The organism is Aerosakkonema funiforme FACHB-1375 (assembly GCF_014696265.1).
Classification (GTDB): domain Bacteria; phylum Cyanobacteriota; class Cyanobacteriia; order Cyanobacteriales; family Aerosakkonemataceae; genus Aerosakkonema; species Aerosakkonema funiforme_A.
This window is the reverse complement of the sequence record NZ_JACJPW010000149.1, coordinates 1-17,094: the sequence shown is the minus strand read 5'-3', so window position 1 is coordinate 17,094 and position 17,094 is coordinate 1. Positions and strand designations below refer to the sequence as shown.

Annotated in this window: 18 protein-coding genes and 1 rRNA gene; 12 read left to right on the top strand and 7 right to left on the bottom strand. The window is 45.2% G+C overall.

The genetic code is table 11. From position 1 onward, the window contains the following. The 3 genes from rrf to H6G03_RS33710 form a co-directional block, all read left to right on the top strand. Positions 1 to 108: ribosomal RNA gene (gene rrf, locus H6G03_RS33720) — 5S ribosomal RNA — on the top strand; the annotation flags it as partial. An 84-nt stretch (positions 109 to 192) separates the two neighbouring features. Next, the gene (locus tag H6G03_RS33715; protein WP_190474669.1) at positions 193 to 1,173 is read left to right on the top strand and encodes an ABC transporter ATP-binding protein; all 981 of its coding nucleotides are present in this window, start codon (positions 193 to 195) and stop codon (positions 1,171 to 1,173) included. Continuing rightward, on the top strand, positions 1,173 to 1,961 hold the full coding sequence (locus H6G03_RS33710) for an ABC transporter permease (protein WP_190474665.1): 789 nt from the start codon (positions 1,173 to 1,175) through the stop codon (positions 1,959 to 1,961). The genes H6G03_RS33715 and H6G03_RS33710 overlap by 1 nt, the downstream gene beginning before the upstream one ends. A gap of 52 nt (positions 1,962 to 2,013) precedes the next feature. On the opposite strand, the gene H6G03_RS33705 is transcribed toward H6G03_RS33710, so the two are convergent. Then, positions 2,014 to 3,234, bottom strand: a complete 1,221-nt coding sequence (locus H6G03_RS33705; RefSeq protein ID WP_190474667.1) for an RNA-guided endonuclease TnpB family protein — start codon at positions 3,232 to 3,234, stop codon at positions 2,014 to 2,016. 121 nt (positions 3,235 to 3,355) lie between these two features. Between H6G03_RS33705 and H6G03_RS33700 the strand changes: the two genes are divergently transcribed. The 6 genes from H6G03_RS33700 (at position 3,356) to H6G03_RS33675 (ending at position 9,101) form a co-directional block, all read left to right on the top strand. Next, positions 3,356 to 4,138 carry an ABC transporter permease gene (locus H6G03_RS33700; RefSeq protein ID WP_190474663.1) on the top strand — a complete coding sequence of 261 codons (783 nt, stop codon included), beginning with the start codon at positions 3,356 to 3,358 and terminating at the stop codon, positions 4,136 to 4,138. A gap of 340 nt (positions 4,139 to 4,478) precedes the next feature. Next, positions 4,479 to 4,859 carry a hypothetical protein gene (locus H6G03_RS33695; RefSeq protein WP_190474661.1) on the top strand — a complete coding sequence of 127 codons (381 nt, stop codon included), beginning with the start codon at positions 4,479 to 4,481 and terminating at the stop codon, positions 4,857 to 4,859. A 5-nt stretch (positions 4,860 to 4,864) separates the two neighbouring features. After that, on the top strand, positions 4,865 to 6,616 hold the full coding sequence (locus H6G03_RS33690) for a caspase family protein (protein ID WP_190474659.1): 1,752 nt from the start codon (positions 4,865 to 4,867) through the stop codon (positions 6,614 to 6,616). An 802-nt stretch (positions 6,617 to 7,418) separates the two neighbouring features. Then, positions 7,419 to 8,141 carry a pyridoxine 5'-phosphate synthase gene (locus H6G03_RS33685; protein ID WP_190474657.1) on the top strand — a complete coding sequence of 241 codons (723 nt, stop codon included), beginning with the start codon at positions 7,419 to 7,421 and terminating at the stop codon, positions 8,139 to 8,141. 100 nt (positions 8,142 to 8,241) lie between these two features. Beyond that, entirely contained in the window at positions 8,242 to 8,571 is a 330-nt protein-coding gene (locus H6G03_RS33680; protein WP_190474655.1) for an MgPME-cyclase complex family protein, read from the top strand. A 116-nt stretch (positions 8,572 to 8,687) separates the two neighbouring features. Next, complete coding sequence (locus tag H6G03_RS33675) at positions 8,688 to 9,101, top strand: hypothetical protein (protein ID WP_190474645.1); 414 nt, start codon at positions 8,688 to 8,690, stop codon at positions 9,099 to 9,101. Positions 9,102 to 9,171: 70 nt separating this feature from the next. On the opposite strand, the gene H6G03_RS33670 is transcribed toward H6G03_RS33675, so the two are convergent. The 4 genes from H6G03_RS33670 to H6G03_RS33655 all read right to left on the bottom strand — a co-directional run bounded on the left by H6G03_RS33670 (position 9,172) and on the right by H6G03_RS33655 (position 11,990). Beyond that, positions 9,172 to 9,627, bottom strand: a complete 456-nt coding sequence (locus H6G03_RS33670; RefSeq protein WP_190474643.1) for a divergent PAP2 family protein — start codon at positions 9,625 to 9,627, stop codon at positions 9,172 to 9,174. A gap of 100 nt (positions 9,628 to 9,727) precedes the next feature. Beyond that, complete coding sequence (crtE, locus tag H6G03_RS33665; protein ID WP_190474641.1) at positions 9,728 to 10,654, bottom strand: geranylgeranyl diphosphate synthase CrtE; 927 nt, start codon at positions 10,652 to 10,654, stop codon at positions 9,728 to 9,730. A 168-nt stretch (positions 10,655 to 10,822) separates the two neighbouring features. Then, positions 10,823 to 11,698, bottom strand: a complete 876-nt coding sequence (folD, locus tag H6G03_RS33660) for a bifunctional methylenetetrahydrofolate dehydrogenase/methenyltetrahydrofolate cyclohydrolase FolD (protein WP_190474639.1) — start codon at positions 11,696 to 11,698, stop codon at positions 10,823 to 10,825. 76 nt (positions 11,699 to 11,774) lie between these two features. Continuing rightward, positions 11,775 to 11,990, bottom strand: a complete 216-nt coding sequence (locus H6G03_RS33655; RefSeq protein ID WP_190474637.1) for a hypothetical protein — start codon at positions 11,988 to 11,990, stop codon at positions 11,775 to 11,777. A 36-nt stretch (positions 11,991 to 12,026) separates the two neighbouring features. Here H6G03_RS33655 and H6G03_RS33650 point away from each other — a divergent pair, with 36 nt between their 5' ends. Next, positions 12,027 to 12,398, top strand: a complete 372-nt coding sequence (locus tag H6G03_RS33650) for a hypothetical protein (protein ID WP_190474634.1) — start codon at positions 12,027 to 12,029, stop codon at positions 12,396 to 12,398. Positions 12,399 to 12,465: 67 nt separating this feature from the next. Further along, complete coding sequence (locus H6G03_RS33645) at positions 12,466 to 12,906, top strand: NUDIX hydrolase (protein ID WP_190474632.1); 441 nt, start codon at positions 12,466 to 12,468, stop codon at positions 12,904 to 12,906. An 11-nt stretch (positions 12,907 to 12,917) separates the two neighbouring features. On the opposite strand, the gene H6G03_RS33640 is transcribed toward H6G03_RS33645, so the two are convergent. Both H6G03_RS33640 and H6G03_RS33635 read right to left on the bottom strand, forming a co-directional pair. Continuing rightward, positions 12,918 to 13,532, bottom strand: coding sequence for a HEAT repeat domain-containing protein (locus H6G03_RS33640; RefSeq protein ID WP_190474630.1), 615 nt, complete (start codon positions 13,530 to 13,532; stop codon positions 12,918 to 12,920). Between the two features lie 189 nt (positions 13,533 to 13,721). Beyond that, entirely contained in the window at positions 13,722 to 14,006 is a 285-nt protein-coding gene (locus tag H6G03_RS33635; RefSeq protein WP_190474629.1) for a CopG family transcriptional regulator, read from the bottom strand. 310 nt (positions 14,007 to 14,316) lie between these two features. Here H6G03_RS33635 and mutS point away from each other — a divergent pair, with 310 nt between their 5' ends. Next, the gene (mutS, locus tag H6G03_RS33630; protein WP_190474627.1) at positions 14,317 to 17,001 is read left to right on the top strand and encodes a DNA mismatch repair protein MutS; all 2,685 of its coding nucleotides are present in this window, start codon (positions 14,317 to 14,319) and stop codon (positions 16,999 to 17,001) included. Positions 17,002 to 17,094 lie beyond the last annotated feature (93 nt).

The following is a 17,094-nucleotide window of genomic DNA, read 5'->3' as shown; positions in this document are numbered from 1 at the left end:
CTGGCGCGGTGGAACCACACCGACTCCATCCCGAACTCGGAGGTGAAACGCTGCTGCGGCGAAGATACTTGGTGGGTCACTGCCTGGGAAAATAGCTCGGTGCCAGGTTAATATTTACAGCCAAAGCCCTCTTGGTTAAATGTACAAGAGGGCTTTGCTGTTTTGAAATGTGCAGAAGGTTTTGGACAGCGTATGCCGATCGTCATAGTTGATAACCTGAGTAAGGTATATCCGGTGGCTGTAAAAGAACCGGGGCTTAAGGGGACGCTGCGGCATTTCCTGCGTCGCACTTACCGCTCGGTGAATGCTGTTCAAGGGGTTTCTTTTCAAATTGAACCGGGCGAGGTGGTGGGATTTCTTGGCCCTAACGGTGCGGGGAAGACTACTACACTGAAAATGCTCACAGGGCTAATTCATCCTTCGTCTGGTAAGGTGAGGGTAGCTGGATATGTTCCTTTTCGACGTGAAGAAGCTTTTTTGCAAAAAATCACTTTGGTGATGGGGCAAAAGCAGCAACTGTTGTGGGACTTACCAGCGCTAGATTCTTTGAAAATTAATGCTGCTGTTTATAATATTTCGGATCGAGACTTCCGGCTGCGTGTGGGTGAGTTGACTGAGTTATTAGGATTGGAAGGGAAACTCAACCAACCTGTACGCAAGCTTTCTTTGGGGGAACGGATGAAAGCTGAATTACTGGCTGCACTTTTGCATCATCCGCAAGTCTTATTTTTAGATGAACCGACGCTAGGACTCGATGTTAACGCTCAAGTGGGTGTGCGAGATTTTTTGCGGGAGTACAATCAGCGATACCAGGCGACGGTGCTTCTGACCAGTCATTATATGGCGGATATTACGGCTCTTTGCGATCGCGTTTTGTTGATTCACCAAGGGCTGCTAATTTACGATGGGAGTTTGGAAGGGCTGTTGCAGCGGTTCGCCCCTTACCGGGAAGTTAAGGTGGAGTTAGCCCAAGCTGTGTCGGAAACCGATTTGTCGCAATACGGGGAACTGGAAACGGTGGAAGGTCGGGAGGTGCGTTTGTTGGTGCAGCGGGAAGCCCTGACCCGGACGGTTGCCCGTATACTTGCGGAATTACAGGTATTGGATTTGACTGTGACTGACCCGCCGATCGAAGAAGTTATCGGTCGAGTGTTTCGTGCGGGGGTAGCTTGATGAAAGGGATTTTTAGAAAAGCGAGCGTGCTGCTTGAAGTCTACTACGCTCATATGGTGGAGTATCGGGCAGAACTGGTGTTGTGGGTTTTGTCCGGGTCTTTGCCGCTGATTATGATGGGAATTTGGATGCAGGCGGCGCAAGGTGGCAGGTTCGGATTGACACCAGTGGAGTTTGCTCGCTACTTTCTGGTTGTTTTCTTTGTACGCCAGTTTTCGGTGGTGTGGGTGATTTGGGATTTTGAGAAAGAGGTGGTGGAAGGAAAGCTTTCTCCCAGGTTGTTACAGCCTCTAGACCCGGCTTGGCATCACGTCGCCTCTCATATTTCGGAACGCTTTGCTCGGTTGCCATTCGCGATCGCATTAATGGTGTTGTTTTTTATACTCTACCCCCAAGCGGTTTGGCTACCGAGTCTGCAAAGCTTTTTGCTGTGCGTACCGGCGTTGGCGATCGCTTTCATTTTACGCTTTTTAATTCAGTATACTTTTGCGATGTTCGCTTTTTGGATAGAGCGAGCATCCGCGATCGATCAATTCTGGTTTTTGCTCTACCTATTTCTCTCTGGTATGGTTGCGCCTCTCGAACTTTTTCCACCAGGGGTGCGAGAAGTCGTGCTTTGGACTCCGTTTCCCTATTTGGTTCATTTTCCAGCTGCTTTGTTGATAGGATTACCAGTAGATGTGGTAAAAGGATTTTTAACTATGCTGGGTTGGTGCTTGTTCTTTTTTGTCTGCAATCGCTGGTTGTGGCGTCGGGGACTGAAACGATATTCAGGAATGGGAGCATAATTGATTTTAGACTTTAGATTTTGGATTGAGCGTGTAATTGACACTCCTCGCCCTATAAGTGCGAGGATTCTTGGTTCATAGACTCACCATAACCTACCAGGATTGCTCCAACCAGGCTAGAGGGCAAATCTCCCCAAGCTTTAGATCCGGTGTGCCCCACCGTACATAGCGCTAATTTCAGGATGTTAATTGCGGCATTTATATCTCGATCTTCTATGAACCCGCAATGCGAACAAATATGAGTTCTAGTTGATAAAGACTTCTGCACTTTCTGACCACAATAGGAGCATTTTTGACTTGTGTTGTAAGGAGGTACAGCAACCGTAACCTTTCCATACTTATAGCCAAAATATTCCAACCAACGTCGAAATAAATACCATCCTGCATCACTAATTGATTTTGCTAGATGTCGATTTCTCACCAACCCTTGAACATTCAAATCTTCATAAGCAACCAAATCGTTAGATTGGATTAAGCGGAGTGCCACTCTCTTGACAAACTCTTCTCGCTGCCTACTTACTTTTAAATGTTTCCGGGCATACCGATTTCTAGCTTTCTGATAGTTCTTAGACTGGGGTCTCCCTTTCTTGAACTTCTTAGATTTTTTCCTATTTAAGCGGTTTAAGCTTTTCTCTCCCTTTCTATAAAACTGGGGATTAGCTTCCATATTTCCTTGACTATCCGCCAAGAAATATTTAATCCCTAAATCTATTCCCACAGCTTTCTGACTGGGAGTTAAAGGCTTGACCCGCTCTCTCGGATCGGCTTGAATGGTAAATTGCACGTAGTACTCATCGGCACGACGTACAATTCTTACTCGTTTAATTTGCTCAATCTGGTAAAAGTTCAAATCTCTGGAACCTACTAGCTTAAGAATACCAATCCCTTTCTGGTCTGTGAAAGTGATATACTTCCTATTTTCTGATAGTTTCCATCCTGAGACTTTGTACTCTACAGAACGAGTGTTTTTTTTGAATTTAGGATATCCTTTCTTGCCTTTAACTTGGTTTTTACAATTATCATAAAAACGGTTAACTGCTTTAAGTGTTCTTTCTACAGCAGCTTGGCAAGCATGGGAGTTTAATTCTTCTACAAACTTAAACTTTTTTCTCAATAAAGTGTTGTATCTAAACATTTCAGGCTGACCGATACCACGATTATCCATCCAGTAACGAAGTACTTTATTTCGGACGAATTGAGATGTCCTAATTGCTTCGTTAATGGCGGTTATTTGTTGTGGTTTAGGGTAGACCTTAAACTCGTAGACAAACACGATTGATACTGAGTTGATTGATATCAACTACTATGATAACATGGAATTTAAAAATGGAAATAAAAAGCCGTCCTTCACGGACGGGGCTTGTATCCCATTATTTCCGGTCAGAATCCCAAATATGAAAAGATATTTGCGAGTGTTGGGGTTGTTTTGGAGTACATCTTTAGCAGCTGAGATGGAGTACCGAGTTAACTTTATCTTAGCCGCACTCAGTAGTTTGGGAAATTTGATCGGCAGTTTGTTCAGTTTATTTTTGTTTTACCGCACAGGCTACACTTTCCAAGGATGGTCTTGGTCAGAAACTTTGGTGGTATTGGGAATATTCACTTTATTGCAGGGATTTTCTACTACTTTCCTGGTTCCTAATTTAAACCGTATTGTCCGACAAGTGCAAGAAGGAACTCTCGATTTTGTGCTGCTAAAACCGATCGGCAGTCAATTTTGGCTTTCTGCTAGAAGTGTATCGCCTTGGGGAATACCCGATTTAATTTTCGGTTTTTTGCTGATTGGCTATGCAGGTGTACGGCTGGGTATTGGTATTAATGATTACTTGATTAGTGCTGTGCCGATCGCATTCGGTGTCGCTATCCTCTACAGCTTGTGGTTTATGCTGGGAGCGACTAGCATCTGGTTTGTCAAAATATTCAACGTTACCGAGGTATTGAGAGGACTGCTGGAGGCGGGAAGATACCCGATGATGGCTTATCCTACTGCTTATCGATTCTTCTTTACTTTTATAGTACCTGTGGCATTTTTAACAACAGTGCCAGCAGAGGCGATGTTGGGGCGAGGGGAAGTTGGTTGGGTGTTGGGTGCGGGTGTGTTGGCAGTTGTGCTGTTTTTGGCTTCTGTGGGATTTTGGCGATTTGCGTTAAGTTTTTATACGAGTGCTTCGAGTTAGGGGTGATGTATGCTTCAGGCAAAATTTTCAGATAGACTAGCAATTTTAAAATAAAATTATTGACCAGAAAGACTTCCCAAAAGTTTACCATTGTGAGTACAAAAGACTCTGCAATGGGCTCTCCCGTACTTGTGGTGATAAGGCAAGCTTATAATCTAACTGGATCGAGGTTTTCAGCCTTCTGTGGCCAGCAAAAATGTATAAGTCGCTACTTCTTCCACCAAACATCAGGGAGAGCCGTAATTTTTTACAAAATTTAAAATTTAGCGTCCTGGACAATAGGCGAAATCACAGAAATATAATTAAATAAATTAGCCTGGTTTGTATCGGAGTAAGCAGTATGGCAGACGAATCCACCATTAAACTCATCTTGGCACTCAATGATTCCAACTTAGATGAAGAGGATCTGGAAGAAGAAACCCAAAAACTGCTTAATCAGATGCGGCAACTCGATGAAGTAGAAGAGGTCAATCGTGTAATCGATCGGAATCCGCCGGAGGGAAACAAATCTTTTGGTGGTTTTTTAATGGGGATGCTGAAAGCTGAGGTGAATCCAGATAAAATTAAGCCTGTACTTGGATTTTTGAGTAATCGACTCATGGCGAAAAGCATTGAATTAGAAGTAGAATTCAATGGTAAAAAGCTGAAAGTAAAAGCTAGCAATCAACAAGAATTAGAGGCTGTCATTCAGGCAGCTCAGAGATTTGTAGATGGAAACTAAAACAAATGACTAAAGTTGCTTTGCTGATTGGAGTAAGTGAATATGAACCAGGATTGAATCCTTTACCTGGTGCTGTAAAAGACTTAGAAGCTATGAGGCGAGTCTTACAAAATCCAGAAATGGGCGGATTTGCAGAAGCAAATGTGAACATATTGAAAAATCCAGGCAATCCATCGATTATGGAGCAAGCTATTGAAACGCTGTTTTCGGAACGGGATAGGGATGACTTGGTGCTGCTATACTTCTCAGGTCACGGCATAAAAGATGATAGCGGCAAGCTTTACTTAGCAACTAGCAAAACGAGCAAGAATAAGCGGGGAGAATTGTACCGCTCCAGCGCTGTTCCGGCCAGTTTTATCCACGATATTATGAGCAATAGCCGCTCCAAAAGACAAGTGGTAATTCTGGACTGTTGCTTTAGTGGTGCTTTCGCTGAAGGGTTATCTGCAAAAGATGACGGCAAGGTAGATATTAAAAGTCAGCTGGGGGGAGAGGGACGAGCGATTCTTACTTCTTCGAGTTCTACTCAGTATTCCTTTGAACAACAAGGGTCTGATTTGTCGATTTACACCCATTACTTAATCGAGGGAATAGAAACAGGGGCGGCGGATATAGATAACGATGGTTTGATTTCTGTTGATGAGTTGCACGAGTATGCTCGCAAGAAAGTTCAAGAATCGTCACCTGCAATGAAACCAGAACTATACGCTGTTAAAGAAGGTTTCAAAATCAAACTGACGAAAGCAGCCATCGACGATCCAAAGCTTATTTACCTCAAAGAAGTGGGACGTTATGCCATTAAGGGTAAGATTTCTCGAATTGGTCGCCGAACTTTGGATTCTCTCCGAGAGAGTTTGAAACTGTTACCGGAGGAAACCGAGGAGATGGAGGCGCAAGTACTCAAACCTTACCAAGAGCTTCAGCAAAAATTGCAGAAATATAAGCAAGCGTTTAGGGAGGAAATTGAGCAACAGTATCCCCTCAGCGAAGAAATCCGCCTAGAGTTGCAGCGGTTTCAAGAAGTATTGAAACTCAGACATGAAGATGTAGCCTCAATAGAAGCTCAAGAGCTTCAAGAAATAGCACTTAAAACAAAGCCCGAAGAGGCTATTCCCCACCCATCTTATCCTCCACCACCTGTACTGCCCAAAAATCGTCGAGAAATTCCAACTCAGCCCGAAGAACTTCCAAACCCTACAGCTAGGACGGAACTAGCCAACAGCCCACAAATTGATAGCTTTTTGCTCCAGTGGTTGTTAGTGTGGGTGGTGGCGAATGTTGTGGGTTTACTCGTGGGTATTAGTATCTGGAAGATCTTGGGGGGGTCCTTCACGCAAAAATTTGAGGACTTAACTAGGTTCGGTGCTATAATGGGAATCTCGGTGAGTATATTGCAATGGCTTGCCCTAGATAAACTTTACTATGTCAGAAGGCAACGGATGCTAGCGCAATGGGTGCTAGCGACTGTCGGAGGTGGAGCTTTGGGGGGATTATTGCACTCTCTTGCTGTTAACGCTGTGAAAGTTTCTCTGGGCTTGAACTTTCTGGGAGCGATGTGGGGGTTGGGAGTTGGAACAATTCAATATTATGTCCTGCGACAGCATATCGACCGAACTCGGTTGTTCTGGTGGGTGTTAGCAAGTAGTGTAGGCGCAGCTGTGGATGTAGCTACGTTTCAGTTTTTTGGTATACCCTATGCCCTAATTACAGGTTTAGTATTGGTTTATCTGTCGCCATCTCGGTTCTCATCAAAATAGTAACCAATGGAATTGTTCTTTAGACATCTCCAAAGAACCTTGTAGAGAGTAGAGAAGTTTCATAAAACGTCTCTACAAGGATTCCAGGCGACGCACCTTCAATTTCTGAGATGTCTTTTATATATGGCTTAAAGAAAAATCGGTTTCTCCTGTACTTAAGGTGATAATTAAAATTTATTAAATTTCCAAAAGCTTACTAAATAAGCTTTTCCTCCTTCCCCCTACCAAAAAACTGGTTTTTCCACCACAAGTACGCTAGAGCAAAATTATCATCGTGCTGCCTAGTTGCTAATATTTTCACAATTTCTCCATTGACTAATTCATAGCGACCATCATCGGGATATTGCGCTAGAAATTGCTCAAAAGTGAGGTTTTACTTTGACTGAGTTGAAATTGCAGTTATGCTGTTTACCTGTGGTATGCGATCGAGAAACTTATATCTATATTTTATTGAAATCTTAGACAATCTAGAAATTATAGCAGTTCTCAATTTCATAAAATAAAAACCTAACCCCCCAACCCCCTTCCCTACGAGGGAAGGGGGAGAAAGATTACTCCCCTCTCCTCGCACGGAAGGGGGAAAAAGATTACTTCCCTCTCCTTGCAGGAAAGGGGGGGGAAATTTACTCCCCTCTCCTGCGAGGAGAGGGGTTGGGGGAGAGGTCAATTTTTTTAACCAGAGGGAAGGGGGAGTAAGATTACTCCCCTCTCCTCCCAGGAAAGGGGTTGGGGGAGAGGTCAATCTGTAATCCATTCAGGTAAGATCGAGGACGGAAGATTTTAGGCTGATGGAGAATCCCAGTTGCCTACACTCGGCGTTAACATTGACCACGTTGCTACTATTCGCCAAGCGCGTCGCACTGTAGAACCTGACCCGGTGGCGGCGGCGGTATTGGCGGAACTCGCTGGTGCTGATGGTATTACTGTGCATCTGCGGGAAGACAGGCGGCATATCCAAGATAGGGATGTGCGAATATTGCGGCAGACTGTACGCACACATCTAAATTTGGAGATGGCGGCTACCGACGAAATGGTGGCGATCGCTCTCGATATCAAACCGGATTATGTTACTCTCGTACCGGAACGTCGCGAAGAAGTGACCACGGAAGGCGGACTCGACGTTGCCGGACAAATTTCCCGCATGACGGATATTGTGGCTAAACTACAAGATGCGGGTATTCCCGTGAGCTTGTTTATCGATGCCGATGACGCACAAATCGAAGCATCTGTCAAGATAAAAGCCAAATTTATCGAACTGCATACGGGGAAATATGCCGAGGCGCATGACGAAGCGAGTCGGGAGAAGGAGTTAGCGGTTTTGGCGAAAGGATGCGAAAATGCGATCGCATCTGGTTTGCGAGTCAACGCCGGACACGGACTCACCTACTGGAACGTTTACCCAGTTGCCAGCCTAAAAGGTATGGAAGAACTCAATATTGGTCATACAATAATAAGTCGGGCTGTTTTAGTCGGACTGGAGCGAGCCGTCCGAGAAATGAAACAGGCAATACAAGGTAATAGGTAATTTTAGATTTTAGATTTTAGATTTGAATCAAATATGCAATTTGAAATCTACAATCTGAAATTGGCCAATTACCGATTACCAATTACCAATCACCAAAGAGATGACAACTTACTACTACGTTTTAGCGAGTCAACGCTTTTTACTAGAAGAAGAACCCCTGGAAGAAGTGCTAAGGGAACGTACCCGCAAGTATCAAGAAGAAGAACAAGAAATTGATTTTTGGTTGGTAAAGCAACCGGCATTTTTGGAAGCAAGGGAAATGGCAGATGTTAAGGCAAAATGTCCTCAACCTGCGGCGGCGATAATTTCAACTAACAGTTCATTTATTACTTGGCTGAAGTTGCGATTGGAGTACGTAGCAACGGGAGAATTTCCAGCACCTTCTGATACGATTCCCGACCCCCTCGCTTCTCTGGCGGCGGTGTCGTGATTGAGGGGAGTGGGGGAAGTCAAAAGTCAAAAGTCAAAAGTCAAAAGTCAAAATTTCTCCCTCTCCCTCTTCCCTCTCCCTCTAGCCCATAGCCCCTAGCCCCTAGTCCCTAAACCATGAGTAAAATTGCGATCGAACGGTGCTGTGCGGTGCTGAGTTTTGCCATAGCTGTTGCTTTGTTGCCAGCATTTGCGGTACGACCTCAAGCATTAGCCCAGGTAACGGCGACACCGCCATCTGAGAATTCGCCAGCATACAATCCGCAACCCTTGGGGACGGGTTATGCTGTTTTGGTAGATTATTTCAATCAGCCGGAAATTGCCGCCCAAGTACAGGAAGCGTTAAAGAAGGAAGTCGGTTTAGTTTCCTACGGACAGCGACCTTACCTACTGGTATTGCATACGACCGATCAAAAAAATGCAACGAGTATATTTGAGGACTTGAGCGATCGCGGTTTTTGGGTGATGCTAGTAGATAGCGATAAAGTAACCCTCCTGAGAGCGCGAGTTGAAGCAACTAAAATAAGGTAATTTCAAATTTCAGATTTTAGATCGCAAAAAGAAAAATAAAATTTGAAATCTGAAATCTTAAATTTGAAATTCAATAAGCTGGCCCAGCCAAGCAGGAAATAGTTATACCCAAAGCAGAACCTACAATCACTTGAAAAGGCGTATGTCCGAGCAATTCTTTCAGACGGTCTTCATTAAAAGTGGGATGTTCTCGAAATAACTCATCAATAATTTGATTGAGGATGCGGGCTTGCTTACCAGCGGCTTGACGTACCCCAGCAGCATCGTACATAACGATAATGGCAAAAATGGTTGCCAGTGCGAAATCGGGCGTCGCCCATCCGAGTGTCTGACCCACACCTGTGGCGAGGGAAGCCACGAGGGCAGAATGGGCACTGGGCATACCGCCAGTTTCCACCAGAACGCGGATGTTTACCTTACCGTGCTGGATCAAGTGAACGGCAAGTTTGCATATTTGTGCAATTAAACAAGCTAAAAGAGCTACCAGCAATACCCGGTTATCTAGGATCTGGCCAAAGTCGTGCATATCGATTTTGGATTGAGGATGCGAAGATGATAAGATTCTGCGATCGGCTGTGAGGACAGGTTTATCTATATTTTCCGGTAAAACCTGCCCCCAGAGACTGCTAGTAAGAGCGATTGGTAATATAATCTGCGATCGCCTGTAGCGGTCGCGATTTTTCCCCAAAATGTGCCATTTCTGCCTTGGCAGCATCAACCAGTTGCTGAGCCTTTTGCTTCGATTGCTCCAATCCCCAAAGGCTAGGATAAGTTGCCTTTTTCGCTTGGAGGTCTTTCCCAGCGGTTTTGCCCAACTTTTCGCTAGATACCGTGATATCCAGAATATCATCGATAATCTGAAACGCCAGCCCGATATTCTCAGCATAGCGGGATAAACGTTGCAAATCCGTTGAGGATACCCCGGCAATAATTCCACCGCAAACTACACAGGCTTCTAACAAAGCGCCGGTTTTGTGGGTATGAATAAAGTTAAGAGTTTCCAGCGTAATATCCGCCTTTCCCTCAGATTCCAAGTCAACTACTTGCCCACCAACTAACCCGGCGGCGCTGACAGCGCGGCCCAAGCGGGCAATTACCTGCAACAGCCTTTCAGGTGGAACGTTCTTAGTCTCGGCCACAACCTCAAAAGCATAGGCTAACAAGCCATCCCCGGCCAAAATCGCAATATCCTCACCGTAGACCTTATGATTGGTTAATTTACCGCGCCGATAGTCGTCATTGTCCATCGCCGGTAAATCATCGTGGATCAACGACATCGTGTGGATCATTTCCAAAGCACAGGCTGTTGGCATCGCCATTTCCAGCGTACCGCCACCCAGTTCGCAAGTGGCTAAGCAAAGGATGGGACGCAGGCGCTTACCTCCGGCCATTAAGGAATAGCGCATGGCCTCATATATCTTTTCAGGATAGGTGATGGGGACGGCACGCTCCAGAGCTGCTTCCACCAAAGCCTGTCGCTGGGCTAAGTAAGCCGATAGATCAAAGGTAGGGGATTCCCCCTGCGGCGAATGCCTGTCATCGGTAGCTACCATCCCTCGATTCCTTGAGCGTGTCTGTATCCGTAATAATTCTACAGGGGATAGGCGATCGCTAATTCGTAATTCAGGAATGGGACATAGGACAGAAGGGATAGGATGTGGGGAATTCGTCGAGATCCTTGCGGATTGAGCCCCCGTAGACCATGCCCCCTGCCCTCTCGCTTATGAACTTTTTTGGCTGTAGCTCCACACTGTATTTTGCAGTAGGATGGCAACGGTCATGGGGCCAACACCTCCCGGTACAGGCGTCAGATATGCCGCTACGCTCTTAACTTCATCGAAATTGACATCTCCCACCAGGCGAGAATTGCCGACATCATCGGTGATGCGATTCATACCGACATCGACAACTACGGCTCCTGGCTTCACCATATCACCTGCGATCAAATTCGATCGCCCAACGGCGGCAATCAAAATATCGGCATTGCGGGTAATTGCGGCTAAGTCGTGAGTGCGAGAATGGGCGATCGTCACTGTAGCATCGGCTTCCAGCAACATCAATGCCATCGGCTTGCCTACTAAAATACTGCGTCCCACAACAACTGCTTGTTTGCCTTTGAGGTTAATCTGATATTCTGCCAAAAGGCGCATCACTCCAGCAGGCGTGCAACTTCGCAGTCCCGATTCCCCGCGCACCAAGCGCCCCAAGTTAACCGCGTGCAGTCCGTCCGCATCTTTATTGGGATCGATTTGGTGCAGCAAAGCTACCGCGTCGAGGTGGTCAGGTAGCGGCAGTTGTACTAAAATGCCATCAACCCGCTCATCTCGATTCAGTGAATGAATGACCTGTTCAAGTTCTGTTTGGGTAGTTTCTGATGGGAAATGCTGCCCAAACGAGGCAATTCCCACTTTTTCGCAAGCTCGCTCTTTGTTCCGCACATAGGCGGCACTGGCTGGGTTATCGCCAACCATTAGCACTGCTAAACCGGGCGATCTACCTATTTTACCTTGCAACTCGTGAATGCGTTGTTGCAATTCAGTTTGAATCTTTTGTGCAAGGGCTTTACCATCTAGTAATTGGGCAATTTGGGCGTCCATCAATGTTTAAGAGGCGTTCGTGTCTGAAGGCAATTCGCTCTACCATTTTCGCAGATTTAGTTAACCTTTTGATGTCTTACAGCGGTAAAAATTCCCGAATGACGATCGAAACTGTGCCGTCAAAAATCAAAAGCGTCGGGGCTAGGTAAAAGGGGCTAGGGGAAGAGGAAAAAAGGAAAAAATTATGAATTTTCTCCCATTCTCCCATTCTCCCACTCTCCCATTCCCCCCACTCCGCCAAGTTGTTATTTTTCTCTATGCCACATCTACCATTACTGACGTGAATTTTCATTTTTTCCGCCAAGTACATCGCTGAAGGAAAACTATCATGAAACCAGGCAAAATTGAAATATTGAAATTAGGCGCGATCGCTATGTTGCTGGGAGGAGTATTCGCTACTTTAATCGGTTTCTTTTGGACACCAAATGTTCCCGTTACTAAAATCAAAGATTTGGAAAAGCAGCGAGATAAAAAGTCTACTGTTTATATTAGGGGTAGGGTAATTAAGCAAGTTCCTTTTTTGGGAACGCGAGCTTACGAAGTGGAAGACTCAACTGGTACTGTTTACGTGATTACTAAAGACAAATTCCCAGCACAAAATCAGGAAATTACGATCGAAGGTAAAGTTCAGTATAAAAGTATACCTTTGGCTGGGCAGGAATTGGGCGAAATTTATATCAAAGAACAACAACGTTTATGATATAGCTAGGGGTTAGGGGTTAGGGGCTAGGGCGTCGGGAAGAAGAGAGAAGAAAAAAGGAAGAGTGATGAGTAAGGAATTAGCGCAAGTGGCGATCGCAATTCTATATCGGGATAACCAATTTCTCATGCAATTGCGCGATAACATCCCCAATATAGTATATCCCGGTCACTGGGCGTTTTTTGGCGGGCATATCGAGCCAGAGGAAGATCCAGAAGACGCGGTAAAGCGAGAACTGCTGGAAGAAATTGGCTACGCACCATCCACGGTATCATTTTTTGCTCATTACCGCGATAGCAAAGTTTTGCGGCACGTTTTTTACGCACCGCTTACCGTGGAATTGGAAGATTTAGTTTTGGGAGAAGGTTGGGATATGGGATTGATGACGCCAGAGGAAATTAGACAAGGGGAACGTTATTCGGAAAAAGCAGGAGAAGTGCGACCTTTAGGTTCTCCGCATCAAAGAATTTTACTCGATTTTATCGAGAAATGCAAGGTGATAGTTTGAGACGAGGGAATTTATGCGATCGACTCTAGCATAGCGATCGCAGTTTGAGCAGCCTGCCTAACATCAGGGTTAACATCTTCTAAAATTCGACGTAAGTAAGGAATCGCTTCCACTGCACCTAGCTCACCCACCTCATCTGCTGCATTTTCTCGTACTATGAAATCTTGGTCTTTAAATGCTTCTATTAGTAAAGGTAACGCCTTATCTGGATATAAGCGTGTTATATAGCGCAGCACACTACCTCTAACGTAAGGAGATGGATGCTTAAACAAAGTTAGGACTCGATCTACAGCATCTTTTTCCTCTATTCTACATAGACTATCAATTGCTTCGGCAACAATCATCGGCTGTTCATTTTCGAGATAGGAAAACAGTAAATTCCGAACACTAGGATAGTCTAATGGCGATTGGGAAAGCGCGAACAAAATAGCTTGCCACCTTGGCGGATATGTTTCTTTAGTTTGCCTGAGTAAAAAATCAATACCAGCTTTGCCTTTAACTGCGATTATACTGGCTAATTCTTGGTAGTAAACAACTGCATATTCCTCACCTTCAGGAGGATTTTGCCTAAAGCGATCGATCAGTTCTTCAAGATTTAGACGATCGAGTTCCGGGTAAAAACTCATAGAGATTGTCCTGCAACTCCAAAACTCTACATTTCACACAATTCACGGATTTCATTCAGCGTCATGTTATCAAAGATTCCGATTGGATTGCAAAGAAATAAGCTATTAAAGGAATTACTCTGTTTTTGCTTCAGTTGCAAGGCAGCCACAAGCTCAAACTGGTTCTCGCGATTCTATTACAGGAATTTGCTATAACAGCGATTTCTTGGCAAGATAGTGTTCATCGAGAGCGCGTCTTAGCATCATTTTAATCACAGCTTCACGACTAATTTTGAGTTCGTTAGCCATTTGGTCGAATTCGTTGAGCATAGGGGTGGGAATTTCTAGGTTTGTTGTCACTAAATCCTGTCGTCTTCGCGAACTCATTTGGCGGCGTGTTCCAACTCTTGTTGTCGTGGCATCAAAATATCGATCGATTACTTCTTCTCCTGCCTCAATTTTTTGTTCGAGTTCTTCAATAGAAATATTGTTCATAAATTTCTCTTTCCCTTTTCGTGCTTTTCCAATAAGTGAGTAAATGACTGAAAAAAGAGTATTACCCAGATATCCAATAGCAATAAATTGCTCTGGGTCATCTTTTATACCTGGTGAAGCAGGGTTCGAGCCATAGAAAGAAGTGCGATCGCCAAAAAAGTATGGGATGTGCCCGGTTACACATATAATAATGAGATGGGCATAAAACTGCCAACTGATACCCGGGCTGTAACTGTTGCGGAAGAATCGCTCTAAAAGTTCACCCCTTGCGGTAAAGTCAATAAAGGTTCACGCGATCGCCAGCGCATCCATGAGTTATTCCGCATCTACCCCTACCAACGCCAAAGGTGCTAAATTCGATCGAGCCGACATCCCCAACGCTGATTGTCGTCTGATAGATAAAGACAAACTCAGCAAAATGTACCACCACTACGTCGAGGTGAAGGATAAATATCCTCACGCTCTGCTACTGTATCGGGTGGGAGATTTCTTTGAAACATTTTTCCAAGATGCTATCACCGTATCGCAGGAACTAGAACTCGTCCTCACCAGCAAACACGCCGGCGAAGTCGGTCGAGTACCGATGACCGGTGTACCGCACCACGCCTGGGAACGCTACACCACCCAGCTAGTAGAAAAAGGTTACGCTGTGGTGATTTGCGACCAAGTAGAAGATTCCGCCGATGCGGTAGGATTGGTAAAGCGGGAAGTAACGCGAGTTCTCACACCCGGCACCTTGTTGGAAGAAGGAATGCTGAGTGCTAGGCGCAATAACTTTTTAGCAGCAGTTGTCATTGCTGGCAATCATTGGGGTTTAGCTTACGCGGATATTTCTACAGGGGAATTCCTCACAACTCAATCAGAAAAATTAGAGCATTTGACGCAAGAATTGATGCGCTTGCACCCAGCCGAAGTTTTAGTTCCTACAAACGCTCCCGATTTGGGCGCTTTGTTGCGTCCGGGAGAGAAATCGGCACATTTACCTGAGTGTTTGCCGCCATCATTTTGTTATGCTTTTCGTCCCCAAAGTCCCTTTAGTTTGGGTGAAGCAAAAGCGCGATTGGTACAAAAATTTAAAGTAAAATCTCTGGAAGGTTTGGGTTGCGAACATCTCCCCCTCGCCGTTCGCGCTGCGGGTGGTTTGTTGCAATATTTAGAAGATACCCAAAAAAGCAATCCCGTTTCCCTGCAACTGCTACGCACATACACCCACACAGATTATCTCATCCTCGATTACCAAAGTCGCCGCAATTTAGAAATTACCCACACAGTTCGAGATAACACCTTTCACGGTTCTTTGTTGTGGGCGTTGGACAGAACTACCACTGCAATGGGCGGACGTGCTTTGCGTCGCTGGTTGGTGCAACCATTATTAGATATTAAAGGAATTCGCGCCAGACAGGATACTATTCAAGAATTAGTAGAAAATAGTTCGCTTCGTCAAGAATTGCGTCAACTACTGCGGCAAATTTACGATTTGGAAAGGTTGAGTACTCGCGCCGGGTGCGGTACTGCCAATGCGAGAGATTTAGTCGCTTTAGCTGTTTCATTGGAAAAGTTACCGACATTAGCTAATTTAGTTGCCGATGCCCGTTCTCCCTACCTGAAAGCGTTGCAGAAAGTATCGCCGATATTAGAACAGTTAGCAAGTCAAATTAATGCTCATATATTAGAATCTCCTCCCCTCCATCTCAAGGAAGGCGGATTGATTCGGTCAGGCATAAATGGCGAATTAGATGAAATGCGGGTGGGTGCGGAAGACGATCGCAAATGGCTGGCCAATCTAGAAGCAACCGAGAAATCGCGCACGGGCATTTCTAACCTGAAGGTTGGCTATACCAAATCATTCGGATATTATATCAGTATTTCGCGCTCCAAAGCAGACCAAGTTCCAGAAAATTATATCCGCAAACAAACTCTCACGAATGAGGAACGTTACATCACTCCGGAACTGAAGGAAAGAGAAGCCAGAATTCTGACGGCGCGTGAAGATTTGAATAAGCTGGAATACGATATTTTTGTAGCTTTAAGGGCAGAAGTAGCGGAACAGGCAGAATTAATTCGCAATATCTCCCGCGCTGTTGCTGCTGCGGATGTGTTGTGCGGTTTGGCAGAGATAGCGGTGTATCAGGGTTACTGTCGTCCCAATATGGTAGAAGGGCGAGAAATTACGATTATTGATGGGCGACATCCGGTAGTGGAACAATCTTTGCCGACTGGTTTCTTCGTGCCGAATTCGACACAGTTAGGTCAAGAGTCAGTCGCAAAGAAAACAAATGACAACGAAATATTGACAAATGACCGTCCCGATTTAATTATTCTAACAGGGCCGAATGCGAGTGGCAAGAGTTGCTATTTGCGGCAAGTTGGGTTAATTCAATTAATGGCGCAGGTGGGGAGTTTTGTTCCTGCTAAGTCGGCGATTTTGGGAGTGTGCGATCGCATTTTTACTCGTGTGGGTGCAGTAGACGATTTGGCGACCGGACAATCTACTTTTATGGTGGAAATGAACGAAACCGCAAATATTCTCAATCACGCTACAGATAAGTCGCTGGTATTGTTAGATGAAATTGGCAGAGGAACGGCAACTTTCGACGGTCTTTCTATTGCTTGGGCGGTAGCAGAATATCTGGCAACCGAAATTCGCGCCCGCACTATTTTCGCCACCCACTATCACGAACTCAACGAATTAGCTTCGATGTTATCGAATGTTGCCAATTATCAAGTCACAGTGAAAGAGATGCCCGACCAAATTATCTTTTTGCACCAAGTTAAACCCGGTGGTGCAGATAAATCTTATGGGATAGAAGCGGGGAGATTGGCGGGATTACCGGCGGTGGTGATTAATCGGGCAAAACAAGTGATGACTCAGATCGAAAAACACAGTAAAATTGCCGTAGGATTGCGGAAGGGAGTCGAGAGCGATCGCACCGCTAAGCGAAAGAAAAAAGCTACCGATGTCTCGATTTCAGAAGAAGAATTATTGGAATCATGACAGATATTGCCATTGTCGCCAGAATGCTAATGCTGACGACACGCTAGAGCGGGGGAGCGGGGGAGTGGGGGAGTGGGGGAGCGGGGGAGCGGG